11 protein-coding genes are annotated in these 21,171 nt (G+C 38.0%); 6 read left to right on the top strand and 5 right to left on the bottom strand.

The features are described from left to right. Positions 1–47: 47 nt before the first annotated feature. On the bottom strand, positions 48–2,141 hold the full coding sequence (gene recG, locus K9M53_RS03065; RefSeq protein WP_224019170.1) for an ATP-dependent DNA helicase RecG: 2,094 nt from the start codon (positions 2,139–2,141) through the stop codon (positions 48–50). A 228-nt stretch (positions 2,142–2,369) separates the two neighbouring features. Here recG and K9M53_RS03060 point away from each other — a divergent pair, with 228 nt between their 5' ends. The 3 genes from K9M53_RS03060 to K9M53_RS03050 all read left to right on the top strand — a co-directional run bounded on the left by K9M53_RS03060 (position 2,370) and on the right by K9M53_RS03050 (position 6,122). Continuing rightward, complete coding sequence (locus tag K9M53_RS03060; RefSeq protein WP_224017877.1) at positions 2,370–2,885, top strand: hypothetical protein; 516 nt, start codon at positions 2,370–2,372, stop codon at positions 2,883–2,885. A gap of 238 nt (positions 2,886–3,123) precedes the next feature. Further along, positions 3,124–3,669: a hypothetical protein gene (locus tag K9M53_RS03055; RefSeq protein WP_224017875.1), complete on the top strand. Its 546-nt coding sequence runs from the start codon at positions 3,124–3,126 to the stop codon at positions 3,667–3,669. A gap of 116 nt (positions 3,670–3,785) precedes the next feature. Then, entirely contained in the window at positions 3,786–6,122 is a 2,337-nt protein-coding gene (locus K9M53_RS03050) for a hypothetical protein (RefSeq protein WP_224017873.1), read from the top strand. A 74-nt stretch (positions 6,123–6,196) separates the two neighbouring features. Here the strand turns inward: K9M53_RS03050 and K9M53_RS03045 are convergent, their stop codons facing one another. Together K9M53_RS03045 and K9M53_RS03040 are read right to left on the bottom strand one after the other, a co-directional pair. Beyond that, entirely contained in the window at positions 6,197–7,588 is a 1,392-nt protein-coding gene (locus K9M53_RS03045) for a chloride channel protein (RefSeq protein WP_224017871.1), read from the bottom strand. Between the two features lie 132 nt (positions 7,589–7,720). Continuing rightward, on the bottom strand, positions 7,721–15,877 hold the full coding sequence (locus tag K9M53_RS03040; protein ID WP_224017869.1) for a fibronectin type III domain-containing protein: 8,157 nt from the start codon (positions 15,875–15,877) through the stop codon (positions 7,721–7,723). Between the two features lie 408 nt (positions 15,878–16,285). On the opposite strand from K9M53_RS03040, the gene fumC reads away from it, so the two are divergent. Next, positions 16,286–17,683 carry a class II fumarate hydratase gene (fumC, locus tag K9M53_RS03035; RefSeq protein ID WP_224017867.1) on the top strand — a complete coding sequence of 466 codons (1,398 nt, stop codon included), beginning with the start codon at positions 16,286–16,288 and terminating at the stop codon, positions 17,681–17,683. Positions 17,684–17,917: 234 nt separating this feature from the next. Continuing rightward, positions 17,918–18,508: a hypothetical protein gene (locus K9M53_RS03030; RefSeq protein ID WP_224017865.1), complete on the top strand. Its 591-nt coding sequence runs from the start codon at positions 17,918–17,920 to the stop codon at positions 18,506–18,508. Between the two features lie 26 nt (positions 18,509–18,534). Here the strand turns inward: K9M53_RS03030 and K9M53_RS03025 are convergent, their stop codons facing one another. Further along, positions 18,535–19,200: a carboxypeptidase-like regulatory domain-containing protein gene (locus K9M53_RS03025; RefSeq protein ID WP_224017863.1), complete on the bottom strand. Its 666-nt coding sequence runs from the start codon at positions 19,198–19,200 to the stop codon at positions 18,535–18,537. A 166-nt stretch (positions 19,201–19,366) separates the two neighbouring features. On the opposite strand from K9M53_RS03025, the gene K9M53_RS03020 reads away from it, so the two are divergent. Beyond that, entirely contained in the window at positions 19,367–20,458 is a 1,092-nt protein-coding gene (locus tag K9M53_RS03020; RefSeq protein WP_224017862.1) for an Mrp/NBP35 family ATP-binding protein, read from the top strand. Positions 20,459–20,508: 50 nt separating this feature from the next. On the opposite strand, the gene K9M53_RS03015 is transcribed toward K9M53_RS03020, so the two are convergent. Further along, on the bottom strand, positions 20,509–21,162 hold the full coding sequence (locus K9M53_RS03015; RefSeq protein WP_224017860.1) for a CoA transferase subunit B: 654 nt from the start codon (positions 21,160–21,162) through the stop codon (positions 20,509–20,511). Positions 21,163–21,171 lie beyond the last annotated feature (9 nt).

Here is a 21,171-nt window from a genome sequence, read left to right as displayed (position 1 = left end):
TATTTTATCTATGATATACTGCAAGCAATGCAATTATTTGCTATAAGTTACGAAATTTTGCTCCACACAGTCTTACCTTTTTGCATTTGCAGAAAATTTTTAATAGGGAGATTTTCTTCTGTTGATAGATCCGGATCAGATTCGAGAATAGAAGAAGTTATATTTCTTGCGGTTTCCAATATCACTTTATCCTGAACAATGCTGGCTAACTTAAAATTCAATTCGCCGCTTTGCCTTGTTCCTTCTATATCGCCGGGTCCACGAATCTCAAGGTCTTTCTCTGCAATTTTAAAACCGTCGTTGGTAGCGCACAATATTTTAAGACGCTCTCTGCCTTCATTTGATATCTTGCTGCCTGTTAATAAAATGCAAAAACTCTTATCGCTTCCCCGCCCAACTCTTCCACGTAACTGATGCAATTGCGACAGCCCAAAACGTTCCGAGCTTTCAATAACCATCACAGACGCATTCGGCACATTTACACCTACTTCAATAACGGTCGTACTAACCATTATCTGAGTATCGCCTTTTACAAAACGTTGCATATTGGTTTCTTTCTGATCGGCAGGCTGCTTGCCATGCACCATGCTTATCCAATATTTAGGTTCGGGAAAAAATGATTTTACTTCTTCATACCCTTTCATCAAGTTTTCATAATCCATCTTGGATGATTCTTCAATTAACGGATAAATGATATAAGCCTGTCGCCCCTTTGCAATTTCTTCTTTTACAAAATCCATTACCTGCGGCCGTTTATTTTCATAACGATGAACAGTAGCAATGGGTTGTCTGCCGGGCGGTAATTCATCCATTATGCTGTAATCAAGGTCGCCGTAAGCCGTTAAAGCCAACGTTCTTGGGATAGGCGTTGCCGTCATCACCAAAATATGCGGTGGTATTGTATTTTTTTTCCATAATTGCGCCCGCTGCGCCACACCAAACTTATGCTGCTCATCCACCACAGCAAAGCCTAAATTTTTAAATACCACCTTATCTTCAATCACCGCATGTGTGCCGATCAATATATTCAAAGAACCCTCTTCACAAGCCTTTATTATTTCATTTCTTTCTTTTGTTTTGGTAGATCCTGTCAGCAATCTTACTCTCACCGGCATGTCTTTTAATAAGCTACAAATACCGTTAAAGTGCTGCTGCGCCAATATTTCTGTAGGCGCCATCATGCAGCTTTGAAAACCATTATCTGCCGCCAACAACATACTTAACAATGCAACAATTGTTTTTCCACTTCCCACATCCCCCTGCAAGAGACGATTCATCTGCCGGTTGCTGCCTGTATCTTTTCTTATTTCCTTCAACACTCTTTTTTGCGCACCCGTTAATTCAAAAGGAAGATAGGTATTGTAAAATGTATTAAATAGGTCACCTACTTTATCAAACAACAAACCTTTACTAAAGCGATGGCGGGAGCTTCTTATTAATGCCAATCGCAATTGTGCAAAGAAAAATTCTTCAAACTTTAACCTTCTTACTGCAATATTGTAAGACTCTTCCGATACAGGGAAATGTATATTATTAAAAGCCTCATATCTTGAAATAAAATTAAATTTTTGAACAAGCGAAGCCGGCAGATTTTCAGGAATATCTTTTTCTGATATTTGTTGCAACAGCGCAAATGTCAGCTTGCCCATTGCACGTCCTGTCAAACTTCTTGCTTTTAATTTTTCAGTAGAGGAATAAATGGGTTCTAAATATTTTCTTCCTCCTGCTTTTTCAGGTGTATATATTTCCATCTCAGGATGAATGATCTGGGGATTGCCCATAAAAAAGCTTGCTTTACCAAAAACCAAATAACGTTGTCCGATCTCTAATGTTTTCTGTATCCAGTTAATGCCTTGGAACCATGTTAATTCAATCTCACCACTATCATCCTGCAAATAAGCTACTAAGCGTTTGCCTCGTTTTTCTCCTACTGTTTCATACTGATTCAACCTGCCTGCAACCTGCACGTATTCTGTATTAGGCGTTAAGGAGGAAATCTTATCGATCTTGGTTTTATCAACATGGCGAAAAGGATAAAACTCCAGTAAGTCTTTAAACGTATGAATATTCAATTCTTTCCGCAACATATCGCCGCGTAAAGGGCCAACGCCTTTTAAATATTCAATAGGAGTTTGTAGTATATTATTAACTGAAGAAATAACTATAATTTTTACAAATATATTTTAATAAACAGTTACACTATTAGTACTCACAGTGTTTGTTAATGAAATTAGTTATTCATGAAGATTAACAGCGCTTTAGCAAAAAAACTTCAGTCTCGTATAATATTTGTTTAACTTAAAGTGTTATAAAATTATCCTTCCTGCCTTTTTGAAACAACATTTGCTAATTATTAAAACGATAACAAAATGCCAACGCTTCCAAAAAATTCCTCATTGCAGAATACTGCAGTAGAACAAGTAAATAACAACACTACCACCTGGATCGGTCATCATCCATCACACCAGGAAAACATCAGCGGCGGACAAACGTTTAAATCGCCGGTTGAAGGAGATATTAACAACATCGAAATTTATTCTTCCATTGTTGCCACGCCGGGGAAAGCTGTGCTTACCATTTATTCTTTCGACCCCGAACAAAAAATATGGGGAAAGCAATTAGGTTCAGCAACCGTTGAATTAAGCAAGAACGATTCCGGTAAATGGATCAACTTTGATCTCAACAATATTCATTTACATAAAGATGAAACTTATGGCTTTCGCTTAGAATGCCCCAATAGTTTTATTGGTGTGGGCGAAACAGTAGGCAACCATAAAAACCCTCCTTTCACCAATGGACAGGAGTGGCGCTTTTCTACAAAAGACAATAAAGCACATTCATTCTCTTATTTCAGCCTTGCTTTTAAAGTGGGCATCAGAGCTTAAAAATAGTAATACTTACAACAAGCATTTGTACTTTATTTACTAACCTAAAGTGCAGATGCTTTTTTATTGGGCTGTCTCCTGCAGATCATTAGTAAACTTTTGTTCTCGCTTTTCGCTATACCTCCGCTGCGCTTCGGTGCCGCTTCAATCGGGCAGCCTGTAAGCAATTGTATTTCTATTCAGCGTCTTCAATTCGTTACACAACGTTGTATATTTATTGCCTAAATAAAGGTTGATAATGAAAAAAATTACACTTATACTCCTGGTGTTTTTATTTATTAAAAATGATGTTGCCGCACAAATTTCAGATTCAACCAAATTAGCCGATTCGATCATTTCGGCATTTAAAAGCAAAGACTTTTCACAATGCAAAAAGCTATATATTGATAGTTCTAATTACAAAGAATTAATAGATATCATGTGCAAAGTGATGCACATGCCCGAAGAAGAAAAAAGTACGTTTTTAGATAGTTTTAGATTGTATGCAGATTCGGCACAACTCAACTATAAAAATAATTTTGAGCAAATAATCAACAAGGGGGGAAAATTGGGAATTGATTGGAATAAGATCAAAAAAGTGAACCTGGTTTTTGATAAAACAACACAATATCCTTTCGCAGAGTTTCATATAAACATTAGCTGTAATGATTCTTCTTTTATTTTGTTCGGAACAGAAGTCATTCATCTTTTTTCCGGATATAAGGTGCTATCCTTAGGAACTGTTTTTAAAGGAACTACAAATACCTATTTTAACTCTGATTTACTACATGAAGAGGATAAGTAATCGCCGATTTTGATATTCCGAATGCTACATTAACATAATTAGCATGCTCTTAACTAAACTTTGCCGTAAAGTTGTCGTCTGTAAGTTGTATAATTTTACACGAAACTTTATTAACGATGAACAAATTACGAAGCATATCATTGCTGTTTTCTTTTATTGCGGTTTTCAGCAATGCAAAAGCACAAGACAACGACTGGCCACGCACTATTAATACGCAAGATGGCTCAGTAATTAAAATTTACGAACCCGATCCTGAATCTTTTTCGGGAAACACTTTAAAAACACGCTCTGCCATTTCATTATTGCAGTCGGGGAAAACCGATCCCGTTTTCGGAACATTTTGGGCTGTAGAAACAGTGGAGACAGACAGAGACAACAGGCTTATAAATATTATTTCTGCAAAAGTTCCTAATATTAAATTTTCCAGCAGTGATGTGGATGCCAATACCATCAGCTACTTAAAAACAGCATTGGAAACACAAATTCCTTCTATAGTTCCCAGTCTTCCGCAGGATGAAATATTAGCTGCAATTGATAATAATACTGAAGAAAAGAAATTATCAAAAGATCTAAGCAACGACCCTCCTACAATAATATATGCCAACAAGCCTTCTATGTTAGTAGTTATAGACGGGGAGCCTAAATTACAGCACAATGATCAGTGGGGCTTGGATGCAGTAGTGAATACACCTTATGCCATTGTGAAAAATACTGATAGTTATTATTATTTATATGGCGGCAAGCATTGGTATAAAGGTTCTTCTGCAAGTGGACCGTTCACTTACGTGAGCAGAACACCTGCTAATTTGAACACAGTACAAACAGCCATAGACAATGCCAATAGTGACGATGCAGGATATAGCGACTCTTCAAGCGATATAACACCTGCTGTGATCGTAAGTACAGTACCTGCCGAATTAATACAAACCAATGGCAATCCTTCATTCAGCGATATTGATGGAACATCCTTATCATATGCCAACAACAGCTCCAATGATATTTTCTTAGATAAAAGTTCACAACAATATTATGTATTGATCTCAGGCAGATGGTATAAGTCTGCCAAATTAAATACCGGCTGGCAATATGTAGCCTCCAATGCCTTACCTGCCGATTTTGCCAATATACCGGAAGGCTCTCCTAAAGACAATGTGTTGGCAAGTGTTGCGGGAACCAATGCTGCCCGTGAAGCCGTAATGGATGCTCAAATTCCACAAACAGCAAAGGTTGATCGTAATACAGCTTCTGCAAATGTTACATACGATGGTGATCCGCAATTTGATAATATCCAGGGAACCGATATGCAATATGCCACCAATACACAAAGTTCAGTTATTCGTTACCGTGATAAATACTACTGTGTTGATAACGGTGTTTGGTTTGAATCGGGTTCACCGGCAGGTCCATGGGTAGTATCTGTAGACCGTCCTGATGAAGTAGACATCATTCCTCCAAGCTGCCCTGTATATAACATCAAGTATGTGTATGTTTATGATTACACGCCTGATTGGGTTTATATGGGTTATACTCCCGGATATTTAAATACATTTATTTACGGACCAACCGTAGTATATGGAACAGGTTTTCATTATCGTCCTTGGTGGGGTAATTATTATTATGCACGTCCTTACACATGGGGATTTGGTGTGCGCTACAATCCATGGGTAGGTTGGAGCATTGGGTATAGTTTTAATTATGGATGGTTTAATGTTGGCTTTGGAACAGGTGGCTGGAACAGATGGAGAGGTGGCTGGTGGGGTCCTTCAGTGTATCGTCCTCCCTATATCCGAACTTCCAACCGCAGCTATGGTTATTATGGAAGAAGACCAGCCGGCATACAAAACAGACCTGCTGTTGTAAATAACCGTACAAGAGTTAGCAACAATATTTACAATTTCCGCAGAGATGTAGTAACAAGAAATAATAATGTCTTTAATCCAAATAATCGTATTGCCCGTCGCACTACGATAAATAATAGGCCTGCAAACATTAATAATCGACCTGCGACCACTATTAATAACAGGCCAACTACTACAATTAATAATGGTTCTAATAATCGTCCACAACAAAATAATCCTAACCGGAATGGTACTCCCAGAGTAAACAACAATAACAATACTCAACCTAATATCCAAACTGATAGAGATGGAAATGTTTATAGAAGAGATAATACAACGCCTAACACTAACAGCCAGCAATGGCAACAACGCCAGCAAAATCAATGGCGTAACGTAGACAATAACACTACAAATAGAACTACTATAGACAATTTAAACCGTCAGCAACAAATGCGTGAACGAGGTCAACAGCGAGTACAAAATTTTCAACAGCAAAGAACTACTCCTGGTGGCGGAGGCGGTATTTCACGTCCTTCCAACAATAGAGTTGGTGGAGGAGGTAGAACCAGCGGCGGAGGAAACAGAGGAAATGGCGGTGGTGGTAGAAGAAGATAATTTCAGGATACACATTAGCATTATGATAAACCCTGCAGGTTAAGCTTGCAGGGTTTATTGTTTTATTTATAAGATCATCCGCCTTCTTCCGCAGGAACAAGTTTTTGCTGCTCTTCTATTTCTTTTCGTTTAAAGTCGCGAACAAAATCATGTTTTAAATGATCGTAAAAAGAATGTTGATCGACCAATAGCGAAGCCAATCCTGCGATCATTCCTGCCAACATCAGGTAAAAGATCACTGAATGCCTGTCTGTCATTTCTAAAACTAAAATGGCTGATGTAAACGGTGTACGAGTAATGCCTGTTAAGAAAGCGACCATTCCTGCCAACACCAATAAATTAGTATCTGCAGATTGAAAGTGAAACCAATTACCGATAGATGCGCCAATGGTTGCTCCTGCTGCCAAACCCGGCGCAAAAACGCCACCCGCAGCGCCACTTGTAAAACTTAATAAAGATCCCACAAAGCGTAAAGGAAAAGTATACCAGGGTAATACCTTATCGTTGGTAAACAGTAACTGCAACATTATTTCTTTACCAGAACCTGTAACAGAAAAGCTGATAAAGAAAGTAAGAAATGCCATTATTACTGCCACTCCTAAAACGAAGCACACATGCTGCGATTTTTTAGTAAATGCTCTCGCTTTCCAACGTATAACTTTTATAATCAGTGAACATAAATAACTTCCTGCAATGCCAGCAATAACAGCTACTAATAAAATAGAAAATAATATATGCCAGGAGGTTCCGCTTACATCGGGGAAACCTAAGTATAAATATGGTCCTAGCATAGCCTGCGCCGTTAGTCCTGCAATGATCACTCCTGAAAATAATGCAGTACGATAAAAACTTACATGTGTCCTTGATAATTCTTCCACTGCAAAAACAATTCCTCCTAATGGTGTATTAAAAGCAGCTGCCAACCCTGCAGCAGCTCCCGCAACAATCATATTGGTACGATTTAATTTAGGCCAACTTTTAGGAATCAGTTTATTAATATAATTAAAAATGGAGCCTGCTATTTGTATCGTAGGACCTTCTCTTCCTATAGCCGCACCACCCAACGCCATAAATAAAGTTGATATTACTTTTACGATAGCAACTTTTATGCTTAATAATTTCTCAACATTTGTTTTAGGATTTTCTTCTATCAATGCTGTTGCTGCCATTACTTGCGGAATGCCACTGCCTCTTGAATACGGTGCAAATTTTTGTACTATCCACCACGCCAACAACATAAATAAAGGTAACTGTATAAAGATTATCCAATGATGCCAGTCGTAAATCTTTCCCATTGTTTGTTCTGCCAATGCAAACACTTTTGCATATAAAACCGTCACCAAACCAACTATTATCGAGGCTACCCAAAAAGGTATGGCTTGTAATATGCCTAGCCGTACTCTTGGGTTTTTTATTTTATCAAAATTTCGTTTAAAAAAGAGTCGTAGTGAAGTAATTAAAAACATTACAATTAATTAAGTGATATGAAGCAATGAGATAAAAGCGTCGATCTGCAAAATTAAGTATAAATGTATAGTAACCTTATCAATAAAAAAGTCCGGCCATTGCCGGACTTTATAAAATGGTGTGTTTATATTTTAATTTCCTTTCAACAATATCACTGACTTATTCAGCTTGCCATCGATATTTACATTAAAGATGTAATTACCCGTTTTTAAGCTTGCCGCATTCGGTATATTAATATTGAAGGTTTGCTTGCCTTCTCCTTTTGTTACTTCTTGTCTGTATAACAAACGACCGGATATATCATACAATCCTAATGCTGTTCTACCTGCATCTTTACTATTCAACTCAACAGTTAAATGATCAGTAAATGGATTTGGATAAACATTTACATCTGCTACAGGAACTGTTTCTTCCGTTTCAGCAATTGGTCTGTTTAAGATCGGTAATACCGGTGCTGTCACATCATCAAAGTACTCAATAGTGAATGCACTGGTGAAGCAATATGGATAACCCGTTTCAGGTGTAATATCAATATACAATTCACCATCCTGGTTCGGAGTTAAATTATCCAGGTAAACAATCTTAGTGCTGTTATTATAGCTGTTCAACTGAACTGTTTTTCCATTGCAACTATAGTTAGCCAGGAAGTAACCAAAGTTGATCGCACTACCGAAGATGCCTATACGATATTTCTTACGAACATCCAGGTTATCAAATTTAACTTCTGAATGCTGGCTTGCATCTGTCCAGTAGTTGCTGGTCATAACGTTTGCAGGGAATAAACCATTGCTCACTGTTGATCCAGCAAAACCTGCACCATTCAAGGCTTTCGTGATTGTCATCTGGAAGCCGGTATTAACAGCAGAACCATTTATCAAATTCGGGAATGCCAAACCTTGTGTAGATGGACCACTTGTATTGTTCCATGGTGAAGGTGCATTTTGTGCCGAGCTTGCATTTAAATTAATATACACAATATTAACCGGCAATACTTCTGATGCTATATTACTGTAGTTGCTACTGATGGTTGAACCATTAATAGCTCTTACTTTATAATAGTAACGTGTATTAGCAGTTAAGCCTGTGTTCGTATACGTAGTAACACCAGGGCTCGTTGTTGTAACCAATGAATATGTACCGGTTTGTGATGTAGCACGATAGATCTGGAATCCTGTTTCATTTGTGCTTCTGTCACTCCATGTTAATTTGATCTGGCTTGTACTTAAAATAGACTCTGCTATCAAATTAAATGGACGTACAGGAGTAGTTGTTGCAACATACTCATGTATTTCTATTGCATTCAGATTCATATAGGTTGCTGATGCAGCCTTCTTAGCCGTTACCTGTATAATTCCTGAAGCATTCGGTGTTAATCCGTTCAGGTAAGCAACTGTATTGCTGTTATACATTCCGTTAAATGTTACACTTGCAGTTCCGCTTGTATAAGTAGCTGTTGCATCCACACCTCCGTCAAAGCTGCTAACAATGCCTATATCATATTTTTTAGCAGGATTCAATCCTCCAATCTCAATTACATGTGGCAATGTATCAGAAGTTTCAATACTACCTTTCATTACATTATCAGGAACAACACCGCTGTTATCGCCTGTAACCATTCCAATATTGAAATTATTTTCCCATTGATCATTTAATTTGATACTGAAACCGGTATTTACATTATTATCATCCAATAAACCTGTTAATGGGAAGTTTACAAACGGATACGTTAAATAATTATTCCATGGTCTTGCCTGTGGTGTTGCATCCGAAGGGCCAAAATTGATGTACACTGTACGAAGTGCACTATCCACTACATAAATATTAAATGTATCGACAACACTTGCACCAAAATTATCGGACACTTTAACGATTACATTTTTATAAATACCCAGGTCATTTACAGTTGGTGCAACAGCTATTTTACCTGTTCCGTTTCCTGTACTTGTATAAGTTGCAAATGATGGTAATCCGGTAACAGTTGTTGTTAATGTATTACTTGGATCATCTGTTGCTGTTACATTTATTGTTGCGCTTACACCACCTTTTATAGAAGTATCTTTCAATACTGCCAAGGCAGGTATCTTATTCACTGTAGTAATAGTAACCGCAGGAGATGATGCTGAACCACCTGCATTACTTGCCGCTACTTTATAATAGTAAGTAGTATTGCCTAAAGCAGTTGCATCAATATAAGAGGTATCACCGGCATTGGTTGCTCCCGCATTTAATGTAGTATATGTACCTGTTGCTGTAGTAGAACGAGACACTAAGAAGTTATCTTCATTATTAGAAACATCTTTCCATGTTAATTGTACAGAGCCGTTGGACAATAACTGCGCTGCCAGGTTAGTTGGCGCTACAGGTGGCGTAGAGCTGCTGGCTTGTTTTTCCAACACAATATCATTTAACATACCGTAAGGTGTGTTTGATCCTTTGTTCATCTTGATAGTTATATATCCTGATGCATCCGGAGTAATTGCACTGAAGGTAGCAGTAGTTTGCAAATTATGTTCAGTATAGATCGATTTCTGAACACCATTCAATGTAAACAATACTGTTCCGTTTGGACCGGCACCTTGCCATGTACTGCTCGAGAACAATGTAACGTTATACTTAGATGCAGCATCTAATCCTGTTAAACGGAAGGTCACTGAATCCGGTGCACCATATGCGCCAAACCAGAAGTAATCAGCAATTGCAGCATCTGAATAAACACCTGAATTATTGCCGGTTGAATTACTTGCATTACCTGTATTCCAAGGTGTACTTAAGAATTGCAAACCGATAGAAGTTGCTTGCCCCTGGTCATCCAACAATCCTGCAGAAGTTACTCCTGATATATTATTCCAAGGAGCTGGAGCTGCAGCAGTTGTATAGCGCATATCCATATACACTTTTTGTGTTGGCGGAGTTAAATTGCCGATTACTGCTGTTACCGGTGCTGTTTGTCCTGAAGAACCATTTACGTTAGTAGCTTCAATCTTATAATAGTAAGTAGTATTCGCTGCAGTTGTATTATCTGTATAAGATGTATCGTTAGCATTGGTTGCTCCAACATTCAATAATGTATATGGACCAGCTGCTGCTGTTGCACGATAAACCAGATAATTATCTTCATTATATGCAAAATCTTTCCATGTTAATTTAACATAGCCGCTTGATAATACCTGCGCCGCCAAGTTCGTCGGCATGATCGGCGCTGTAGCATCATTTACTTGTTTTTCAAGCATGATGGTATTCAGCATACCATAAGGAGTGTTAGATCCTTTACTCAATGCTACCGTTATATATCCTGAAGCATCGGGAGTAAGGTTAGTAAACGTTACCGTATTCTTAACATTACTCTCTGCATTCAATGATTTTGTAACACTATTGATAGTATAATTGATCGTACCATTTGTTCCTGCTCCATGCCAGTTTGAACCTGAATACAATGTAACATTATATTTAGTGGATAGATCCAATCCCGTTAAACGGAATGATACTGTTTCAGGTGCGCCATAAATACCGAACCAGAAATAATCTGCAATGGCTGCATCAGGATATACACCTGAATTATTGCCGGTTGAATTACTTGCATTACCTGTATTCCAAGGTGTACTTAAGAATGCTAATCCAACAGTAGTTGATTGACCGTTACTGTTCAATAGATTATTTGTTGTAACGCCTGTTATATTATTCCATGGAGCCGAAGCTGATGGAGTAGTATAACGCATATCCATGTATATTTTTTCTGTTGCGGGAATAATGATCGATGCCACAGTTACACTTACCGGCGCTGTTAAGCCTGATGAACCGTTTGCATTGGTTGCTTCTATCTTGTAATAATAAGTAGAGCCTGCCGAAACTGTTGCATCAGTAAATGAAGTATCGTTTGCATTGGTTGCACCTGCATTTAATGCAGTATAAGTTCCTGCTGCTGATGTTGCACGATACACTAAATAATTGTTCTCATTAAATGCATTGTCTTTCCATGTTAATTGAACAGAACCGTTTGATAAAGCCTGTGCCGTTACATTCGTTGGCAATGCAGGCACTGAATTATCGTTGTATTGTTTTTCCAATACAATATCATTTATCATTCCGTAAGGAGTATTAGCTGCTTTACTCATAGCAACTGTTATATTTCCCGAAGCATCCGGAAGCAGGCTGGTGAAAGCTGCTGTATTTTGCAAATTATAATTTGCATTTACAGATTTAGCTACACCATTAATAGTAAACACTGTTGAACCATTTGGTCCGGCACCTTGCCATGTTGAACTTGAGAATAAGTTAAGGTTATATTTAGCAGATGGATCCAATCCTGTTAACTGGAATGAAACTGTTTCTGGTGCGCCATAAATACCGAACCAGAAATAATCTGCAATAGCTGCATCAGGATAAATAGCCGAATTATTACCAGTTGAATTGCTGGCGTTACCTGCATTCCAAGGTGTATTTAAAAATTGGAGACCAACAGTAGTTGATTGTCCATCGCTGTTTAATAAATTAGTTGAAGATATACCTGTTATATTGTTCCATGGAGCCGGAGCTGATGGGCTGTTATAACGCATATCCATAAATATTTTTTGTGTAGGAGGCGTTACATCAACAACAGTTAATGTAAACGTCGTAGAAGCGGTATCGCCTGCTGCATCTAAAACAGTAAGTGTTATTGGGTATGTACCCGAGCTTGCATAGTTAGGTTTGAAAGTAACCGTTGCAACTCCATTTACAGTGCCGCTGATTGTAGCAAAAAATGGCGCATTTGTTAACGACCATACCAAAGCCGCATTTCCATCCTGGTCATTTGCTGTTATTTGAATACTTAATGAATCTGCTTCATTTACAGTTTGATTGCTTACAGCTGTTACCGTTGGTAAGTAATTAGCGTTAACTGTTACTTTAAATGTAATTGTATCTGTAGCAGCGTGATTATCTTTTGCTACTACTGAGATAGTATAAACACCTGTATCAGCAATAGATGTTGGACCGACCTGCATCGTTGCAGTGCCGCTTACTCCGTTTGTAAATACAGCAAATGAAGGTGCCGAAAGTGGAGTAAATACGATCGGATCATTATCTGCATCTGTAGCAGTTAATGTAACTGTTTTAGAAGCATCATAGCGTAAAGTAAAGTCTGCGACAGGTGCAATAACGGGCGGATGATTTACTGTTATGATGATTGTAGATGCTGAATCAATATTTGAGAAAGCTGAGCTACCGCCAATTCCTATCGCTCTTACTTTATAGTAGTAGATAGCATTAGGGAATACAGTTGAATCTGTAAAGCCGTTACTACCTGCAGTTAAGGTAGTTAATATTTTAAAGTTACCTGTGTCAGTTACAGAACGATACACTTCAAAACCTGTTTCGTTATTGGCATTATCTGTAAATGATACTGAGACTTTGGTTGTTGATGTTGCTTGTGCTACCAATGAAGTAGGCGCTGCAGGAACCGAAGGCAATGCTGAAGTGGTTGCTGCTGCATATGTTTGATTGTACAATGCAGTAACACCCGTTGCATTCAATGGTTCTGAAATCATTTCAAAATCATCTATCAAACCGGCATAGTTAGTAGAAGTAGCAGCAGAGCTAAATGCATTGGTTGAATTGGTTGCTCCAATACGGAATCCTGTTGTAGAAGTTCCTAAAGAAGAAACACCTAAACTGGTAGTTGCTTTTAATACTTTATTAACATATAACTGTAACGTATTGGTATTGTAAACTACTACTATATGGTTCCATCCATTGCTAACCCAGTTTGCATCTGTTGCAATATTATTTACAACAGCAGTATAATGCAGTAAAATACTACCGGCAACACCGGCTTGCAATGCACCACTATTAAAACGCAAACCAATACCTACTGTTGATGAACCCAGATCATAAATGATCTTATTGGAACCGCTTATAGTAGCGGCTGTTGGTTTAACCCAAACACTTATTGTGCGTGCAGTAATACTATTATTAGGGAAAGTAGTGCTATTTGCCAGATCGAAATATTGTGTACTTCCATCTAAAGAAACAGCATTCGTTCCTTCTACTTTATCTGTAGAATATGTTGTGGTACCCGTTGGCGTTAGTGTATAACCATTCCCGCTGGCATCGGTCAGATCGCCATTAAAATTCCAGCCTGCTTCAAACGTAGTTACAAAAGCAGAAGCGCCATTAGCATTAATAGCTCTTACTTTATACCAGTATTTGGTAGAAGCAGACAAACCTATTGAATCAACAAAGCTCGCAGTACCTGCTGTTACTGTTGTAAGTGGTGTATAGTTAACGCGATCAGTTGAACGAACAATTTCAAAACCTGTTTCGTTGCTGCTGTTATCCGTCCAACTTAAGCTTATTTTGTTGTAAGAAGTTGCAGTAACATTTAAAGCGCTTGGCTTGGTTGGTATAGATGAAGTTACCACCGGACCAACTACTACCTGGTTACTTGCAGGAGAAACATTACCTACAATATCTCTTGCTTTAACAGTAAATGCATACAAAGTATTGGCTGTAAGATTTACTACCGTGAAATCTGTGCTGGCAGTTGAATAGGATTTAACGCCATTAATGTAAATATCATACCTGTAAACACCCACATCATCTGTAGAAGTATTCCATGATAACGAAGCTGTAGTAGAAGTAGATGCAGTAAGCACTAAACCACTTGGCGCAGTTGGTGCTGTAACATCCGCTTGCGTTGTTACACTCACTTCATTACTGATTGGTGAAGCGCCATTATTATTTACTGAACGGATGATATAATAATATTTTGTACCCGGAGTAAGATCCAGATCAACATGCGTTAGAACATCTGCATTTTTTACTGCTACTAATTGATATCCTGCACCAGATGTAGTGCTGCGATAAATTTCAAATGCAGTTTCATTATAAGCCGGATTCGGGTTATCATTCCAATCTAATTGAATAGATGTTTTAGATAATGCAGCACCTGTAACATTCACTACTTTATCAGGACCATTCGCTCCATTTGCATTTACTACTTTAAAGATGGCAGAGAAACCGCTGCTACAACCGGACTGATCTGCTGCTTTTAATTGATATTGACCAATTGCCGCATTCAATGTTTTTGCTGAACCAACGATTGTATCGCCATTATCTACCTTATGCCATTCGTAAGATGCATAATTACCTACTGCCGTTAAAGGAACAGTAGTAGTATTTCCATCAGGAGAAGGCAATACATTACTGTATGGACCATTAACCTGTACTAAAGGAGTTATTGATGGTGATTTAGGAGAGATCACTACCGGTGTTGGCGACCATGAAGACCAATCAGAAGTCTCTGTTCTTTTATATCTTCCTACATAAGTACCAAATTGCGTAACTAATAATTGGCTTGAAACTGCTGTATCGATCATTACACTATCTTTCATCCACTGATATGCAAAAAAACCGGGCTGCAAAGCCAAACGGGCATTTACCTGTCCATTACAAAATTGTGTTTCCTGGAAATAAACCAACGGATTGGTTTTGTTCTGACGATTTAAGAAAGGAAAATAATCCGCATCTGCCCAAACGCTTTCCCACGTATCATGACCAAGAGTAGGATAAAAACTTTGCTTGATATTACCGCCCAAATTAGTAAAAGTATCTACTACCTGTGTTGCGGTAGGAGGCGCAGGATCATTATCAACCCCACCATTTGACATCCATACAGGAATAGTAATAGCGTCAGGAAAATATTGTATATCATCCGCTTTTGCAGCAGATAAAGGAATAGCTGCAGCAATTTTTGGAGAATAAGTAACATTTAAAAAATCCCAGGTAGCTTGTCCGCCACCGGATAAACCAGAAACAATAACTCTATCAGGATCTGCTTTTATATATTTTATCATCGAATCCAACACACCAAAGATCACTCCTGCATAAGGTTGTAACCAACCACTGGTACTTTGCGGATATAACAAAAATCCATCAAACTTACCATTATCTACAGCCTGTGCATGTAGCTGACCACCCCAATACAATTGCTGGTTATTATCATATATGGTACCATACTCACCGGCGCCATGTATAAAAACAAATACCGGGTAAGTTTTATTATCGCCGGCACTATAGCTTTTAGGAAATTTTAGACGGAATGCCATTCCATTAAAATAGTATGACTGAAAGCCATACGTATTACTTTTAGACGAGTTAGACCACTTGGCTATAGAGCCATAAGCGGGCACCGTAGACGGAAAAGGTGCATAGGCATCATTAGGCTTTAATACTCCTGCCTGCCCATTGGCGTATTGGCTGGTTAAACCTATTGTTACTAACGTAAGTACGGCTAATAAAAAATTCTTCATTTCTTATGATTTAAAAAATTTACTGGCAAAAGCAATTTACAGGGGTAAATTCCATCGGTATTTCTGCAGTTCTTACTTGCAAAAAAGGAATTGGAGAATAGGGTTGGTTCGGATCAGGTGGAAATTAAAATTGCTTAAAACGACAAATTATGTCTCGCAATGAAGGGGATAAGAGCCGTAAAATTACAGTTTTAATTAAATAATGCAAGGCTTTTGTCAAAAATTTTTCGTTTTTGTATTGTTAAGCATCATTATTTCCTGTTTTTTCTGTATTGTTTTTAAAAAATATTTAATACGTTTATTGCTATCGCCGTACGCAATCGTTTTCGGTTCTTTTCCTGTTAAAAATCAAAACATTAATAGCAACGCTGTACCTTCGCTGCCGCTAATCATCAATCTAAAAAAATTATGAGTTACAGAATTGAAAAAGATACCATGGGCGAAGTAAAAGTGCCTGTGGATGCTTATTACGGTGCACAAACACAACGCAGCATCGATAACTTTAAAATTGCGCAGGATATTAATAAAATGCCTAAAGAGATCATCAAAGCATTTGCTTACTTAAAAAAAGCAGCCGCGATTACCAATTTTGAAGCAGGTGTTTTACCAAAAGAAAAAAGCGACTTAATTGGTAAAGTATGTGATGAGATCTTAGAAGGAAAACTGGATGATTATTTCCCGTTAGTGGTTTGGCAAACAGGAAGCGGTACGCAAAGCAATATGAACGTAAATGAAGTAGTTGCCTACAGAGGGCACGTGTTGAATGGCGGTAAATTAGATGATAAAGAAAAATTCCTGCATCCGAACGATGATGTAAACAAATCGCAATCAAGCAACGACACCTTCCCTACTGCTATGCATATTGCAGCTTATAAAATTTTACTGGAAGTCACTATACCGGGAATTGAAAAATTAAGAAATACATTAGCCGAAAAAAGCAAAACGTTCATGAAGGTCGTTAAAATTGGTCGTACACATTTTATGGATGCAACGCCATTAACTGTAGGACAGGAATTTAGCGGGTATGTGTCACAGCTAGACCATGGATTAAAAGCTATTAAGAATACATTAGCACATTTAAGTGAATTGGCGTTAGGTGGAACTGCAGTAGGAACGGGCATTAACACACCTGCTAATTATTCTGAAAATGTAGCAAAGCATATTGCAACTTTAACAGGCTTGCCTTTTGTAACTGCCGAAAATAAATTTGAAGCATTGGCAGCACACGATGCTATTGTAGAAGCCCATGGTGCATTAAAGACGGTTGCCGTTAGCTTAATGAAGATCGCTAATGACGTTCGTATGCTAAGCAGCGGGCCACGATCAGGCATAGGCGAATTGTTTATTCCTGATAATGAACCGGGTTCATCTATCATGCCGGGCAAAGTAAATCCAACACAATGCGAGGCATTAACGATGATAGCGGCACAGGTAATGGGCAATGATGTTGCTATCAGTGTTGGCGGCAGCATGGGGCATTTTGAATTGAATGTGTTTAAACCGGTGATGATCTATAATTTCCTTCACTCCGCACGATTGATCGGCGACGGTTGTGTTTCTTTCAACGACAAATGTGCCATTGGTATTGAACCTATTGAAGCGAACATTAAAAAGCATGTTGACAATTCTTTGATGTTGGTTACTTCACTCAATACAAAAATTGGCTATTACAAGGCTGCAGAAATTGCACAGAAAGCGCATAAAGAAGGAACTACTTTAAAAGAAATGGCGGTAAAGTTGGGATATGTTACTCCTGAACAATTTGATGAATGGGTAATACCTGCCGATATGGTTGGAAAGATCTAAGGTTTAATTGTATATAATTAAAAGACTGCCACAAGCAGTCTTTTTTATTTTGGTGCTGTGAGCATTTAATTATCATCAACATTTGCTCCCGCTTTTCGCTATACCTGCGCTGCGCTCCGGTGTCGCTTCAATCGGGCAGCTTTTGAACAATAGTAATCATTACAACATATTTTGCGCAGCATATAATCAATCTAAACTTATATATTTGACCCAAACTTAAATAATTGTTCTTCTATGAAATATTTAGCTATCACATTTCTTCTTTGCTTTGTTTCTTTTACATCTTTTTCGCAGAACACTTATTTTAATACGAAGTACAATGCCTTACTGGAAAATTTAGAAGCTGAAAATTGGGTGAAGGCAGAAAAAGCGTGCAAAGAACTTTTAAAGTATGTTGAACCTATTGACTCCATGCAAACAGAGAAGATGGTTTTAAGATATATCTACATTTACACCAATGCTGGATTATTAAATGCAAAGAAAATAACACAAAAAGAGGCTTTAAAAAGAACAGAATATTTGCAGGGCAAAGACATGATATTGCCTTCCCATCCGTTTAACAGCGATTGTTATGTTAATTGCACTCATATTTCAGATGATGATAAGAACACATTTTTTTCGGGCGTGAACGATAGTAAAGGAACACAAATATTCTCTTTTGAATATGTGAAAATTGAAGATGGGATCAAAGAAACAAAAGAAGAATTAGAAGGAAAATGGATAACACTTAAAGGAACATTGAACGAAATTTCTGTTGAAGGAATGATGTTCCCCAGGTTTAAATTAAAATTTATAAACGGAACGTATAAGATCGGGCAACAATAAAGATACCCGACAGCTAACTATTTATATTAATTCCCATCAGTGGAAAGTGTGGACGGCTGGTTTTTAAAATCGCCTCTTTTCCACGCTTTAATAAACTCGTTCCATGCAAAAGGGTTGAAAATATTTTGGGGAGGTATTTGTCCTGAATAATATGTTTTAGCCGCCTGTTGCCGCAAATACAGTGAACTGGCTTCTCTTGCATCTCTTGGCATAGTAGCAGCTAAAAAGCGCAATTGTTTTTCGCTCATATTTTTACGGGCTATTTCCAAATTATCATCAGGCACTTTTGTTTTTAAAAAATCTCTTTCAAATTGTTCTTTACTTGGGCGAGCCTTAATAATGGTGGCAGCCAAATAAACCGTATCGGTTGTCATTAATTGAATTACGCTGTATTGATTTCCCTGGATATTAGTAGGGATCACGATTGTTTTAGGCTTGTATCCTACGCAACTAAATTCAATACTATCTCCTTTTAAAACCACAATACTAAATACCCCTTGCTCATTGGTAATGGTTCCCCGGTTTTGCCCTTTAACCACAATGCTCGCAGCTTGAACAGCCTGCAGGCTATCTGCTGTCATTACCACTCCATATAATTGTACAACGGAATCCTTAAAACTTTCAAACTGAGCCTTGGCTGTTAAAGGAAAAAATAATGCAGTTATTAAAATGTATTGTAAAAGTTTCTTCATTATAGTTCAGTATAGGTATGCCGTATAAGAGAGTGACACAACGATGTTTAATAGTAGCTCTAAAGCCGGTCACAAAAATATCCAACATTCTTTAATTAATAAACAAAATAAGATGTTCAATGGTTAATTTTGCAACTGCTAACGGCTTTTTAACAAATAATTGAAAATGACAAACGAAGATATTCTGAAAGCGCTTGGAAATGTGCAGGAACCGGACCTCGGCAAAGACCTTGTTACCCTTAACATGGTAAAAGATATTGTAATTAATGGCGATAATGTATCGTTCACGGTAGTGCTTACTACACCAGCCTGCCCGATGAAAGATATGATACAGGGCGCTTGTATTAATGCAGTAAAATTATTGGTAAATAAAAATGCTGTGGTAACAGTGAATTTTACCAGCAATACCAGCAGTAACAGAAAAGATACAAAATCGATTTTGAGCGGTGTGAAAAATATCATTGCTGTAGTAAGCGGCAAAGGTGGTGTTGGTAAAAGCAGCGTATCTGCCAATTTCGCTTTGGCATTGGCACAAGGTGGTGCAAAGGTTGGTTTAATGGATGCGGATATCTATGGCCCAAGTCAGCATATTATGTTTGGCATTCGTGGCGAACGACCCCTGATGAAAGATGTAAATGGAAAAGGTTTGATAGTACCCATTGAAAAGTTTGGTATTAAAATAATGAGCATCGGCTTACTGATAGATGAAAAGCAGGCGGTGGTTTGGCGTGGCCCAATGGTAAGCAGTGCCATTAAACAATTTGTAAGTGATGTGGAATGGGGTGATCTGGATTATTTAATTATTGATATGCCTCCCGGTACCGGCGATATTCATTTAACGATCATGCAAACAGTTCCTGTTACTGGTGTAATAGTAGTTACAACACCTCAAACCATTGCATTGGCTGATGCTAAAAAAGGTATCGCCATGTTTGGTCAGGCTCAGCTAAAAGTCCCTGTTATTGGATTGGTTGAGAACATGAGTTATTTTACTCCGGTTGAATTACCTGAAAGCAAATATTACATCTTTGGTAAAGATGGAGGTAAAAACTTAGCAGAAGAATTTGATATTCCTTTCTTAGGGCAAATACCGATCGTACAAAGCATTCGTGAAGGCGGTGATATTGGAGTGCCCGTAATGGTAAGTGATGATGCTATTTCTAAAAAAGCCTTTTCAAATTTTGCAGGTAATGCGGTGAGAGGTATAGCTATGCGGAATGCCCAATTAGCGCCGACAGAAATACAAGAAGTAGTTTAATTTGGTCTTTAGTGTAGAGTTTGCTTTGAATTATGAATATGACTGTGGAGTTAGAATTTAATTTCTGGAATATCGCCTTCAATTATAAGTTTACCGGCAGTTTTTGCTCTTATTTCTTCAACAGATATTCCGGGCGCACGCTCCAATAGCTTAAAGCCACTTTCAGTTACATCCAATACAGCCAGGTCGGTAACTATTTTTTTTACACATCGTATACCCGTCAACGGTAGTGTACATGCGGGTAGCAATTTGCTTTCTCCTTTAGGGTTGGTGTGCATCATAGCTACAATGATATTTTTTGCGCTTGCTACCAGGTCCATAGCGCCTCCCATTCCTTTCACCATTTTACCCGGAATCTTCCAATTCGCTATATCCCCTTTATCGCTTACTTCCATGGCTCCCAGTACAGTCAGGTCAACTCTTCCGGCACGTATCATTCCAAAGCTCATCGCACTATCAAAAAAAGAAGAGCCCCGAATAGTTGTTATCGTTTGTTTACCTGCATTAATCAGGTCAGGATCTTCTTCTCCTTCAACAGGGAAAGGTCCAATACCTAACAATCCATTTTCACTTTGCAAAATAACATTTACTTCTTTAGGAATGTAATTAGCGATCAATGTTGGAATACCAATGCCTAAGTTTACATAGTAACCGTCTTTCAGTTCCTGTGCAATACGTTGTGCTATTTGGTTTTTATCTAACATTTATTAATA

The sequence above is a fragment of the Ferruginibacter albus genome (assembly GCF_020042285.1).
Classification (GTDB): Bacteria; Bacteroidota; Bacteroidia; order Chitinophagales; family Chitinophagaceae; genus Ferruginibacter; species Ferruginibacter albus.
The sequence above is the reverse complement of the archived record's forward strand: the minus strand, read 5'-3'. Positions and strand labels throughout refer to the sequence as shown.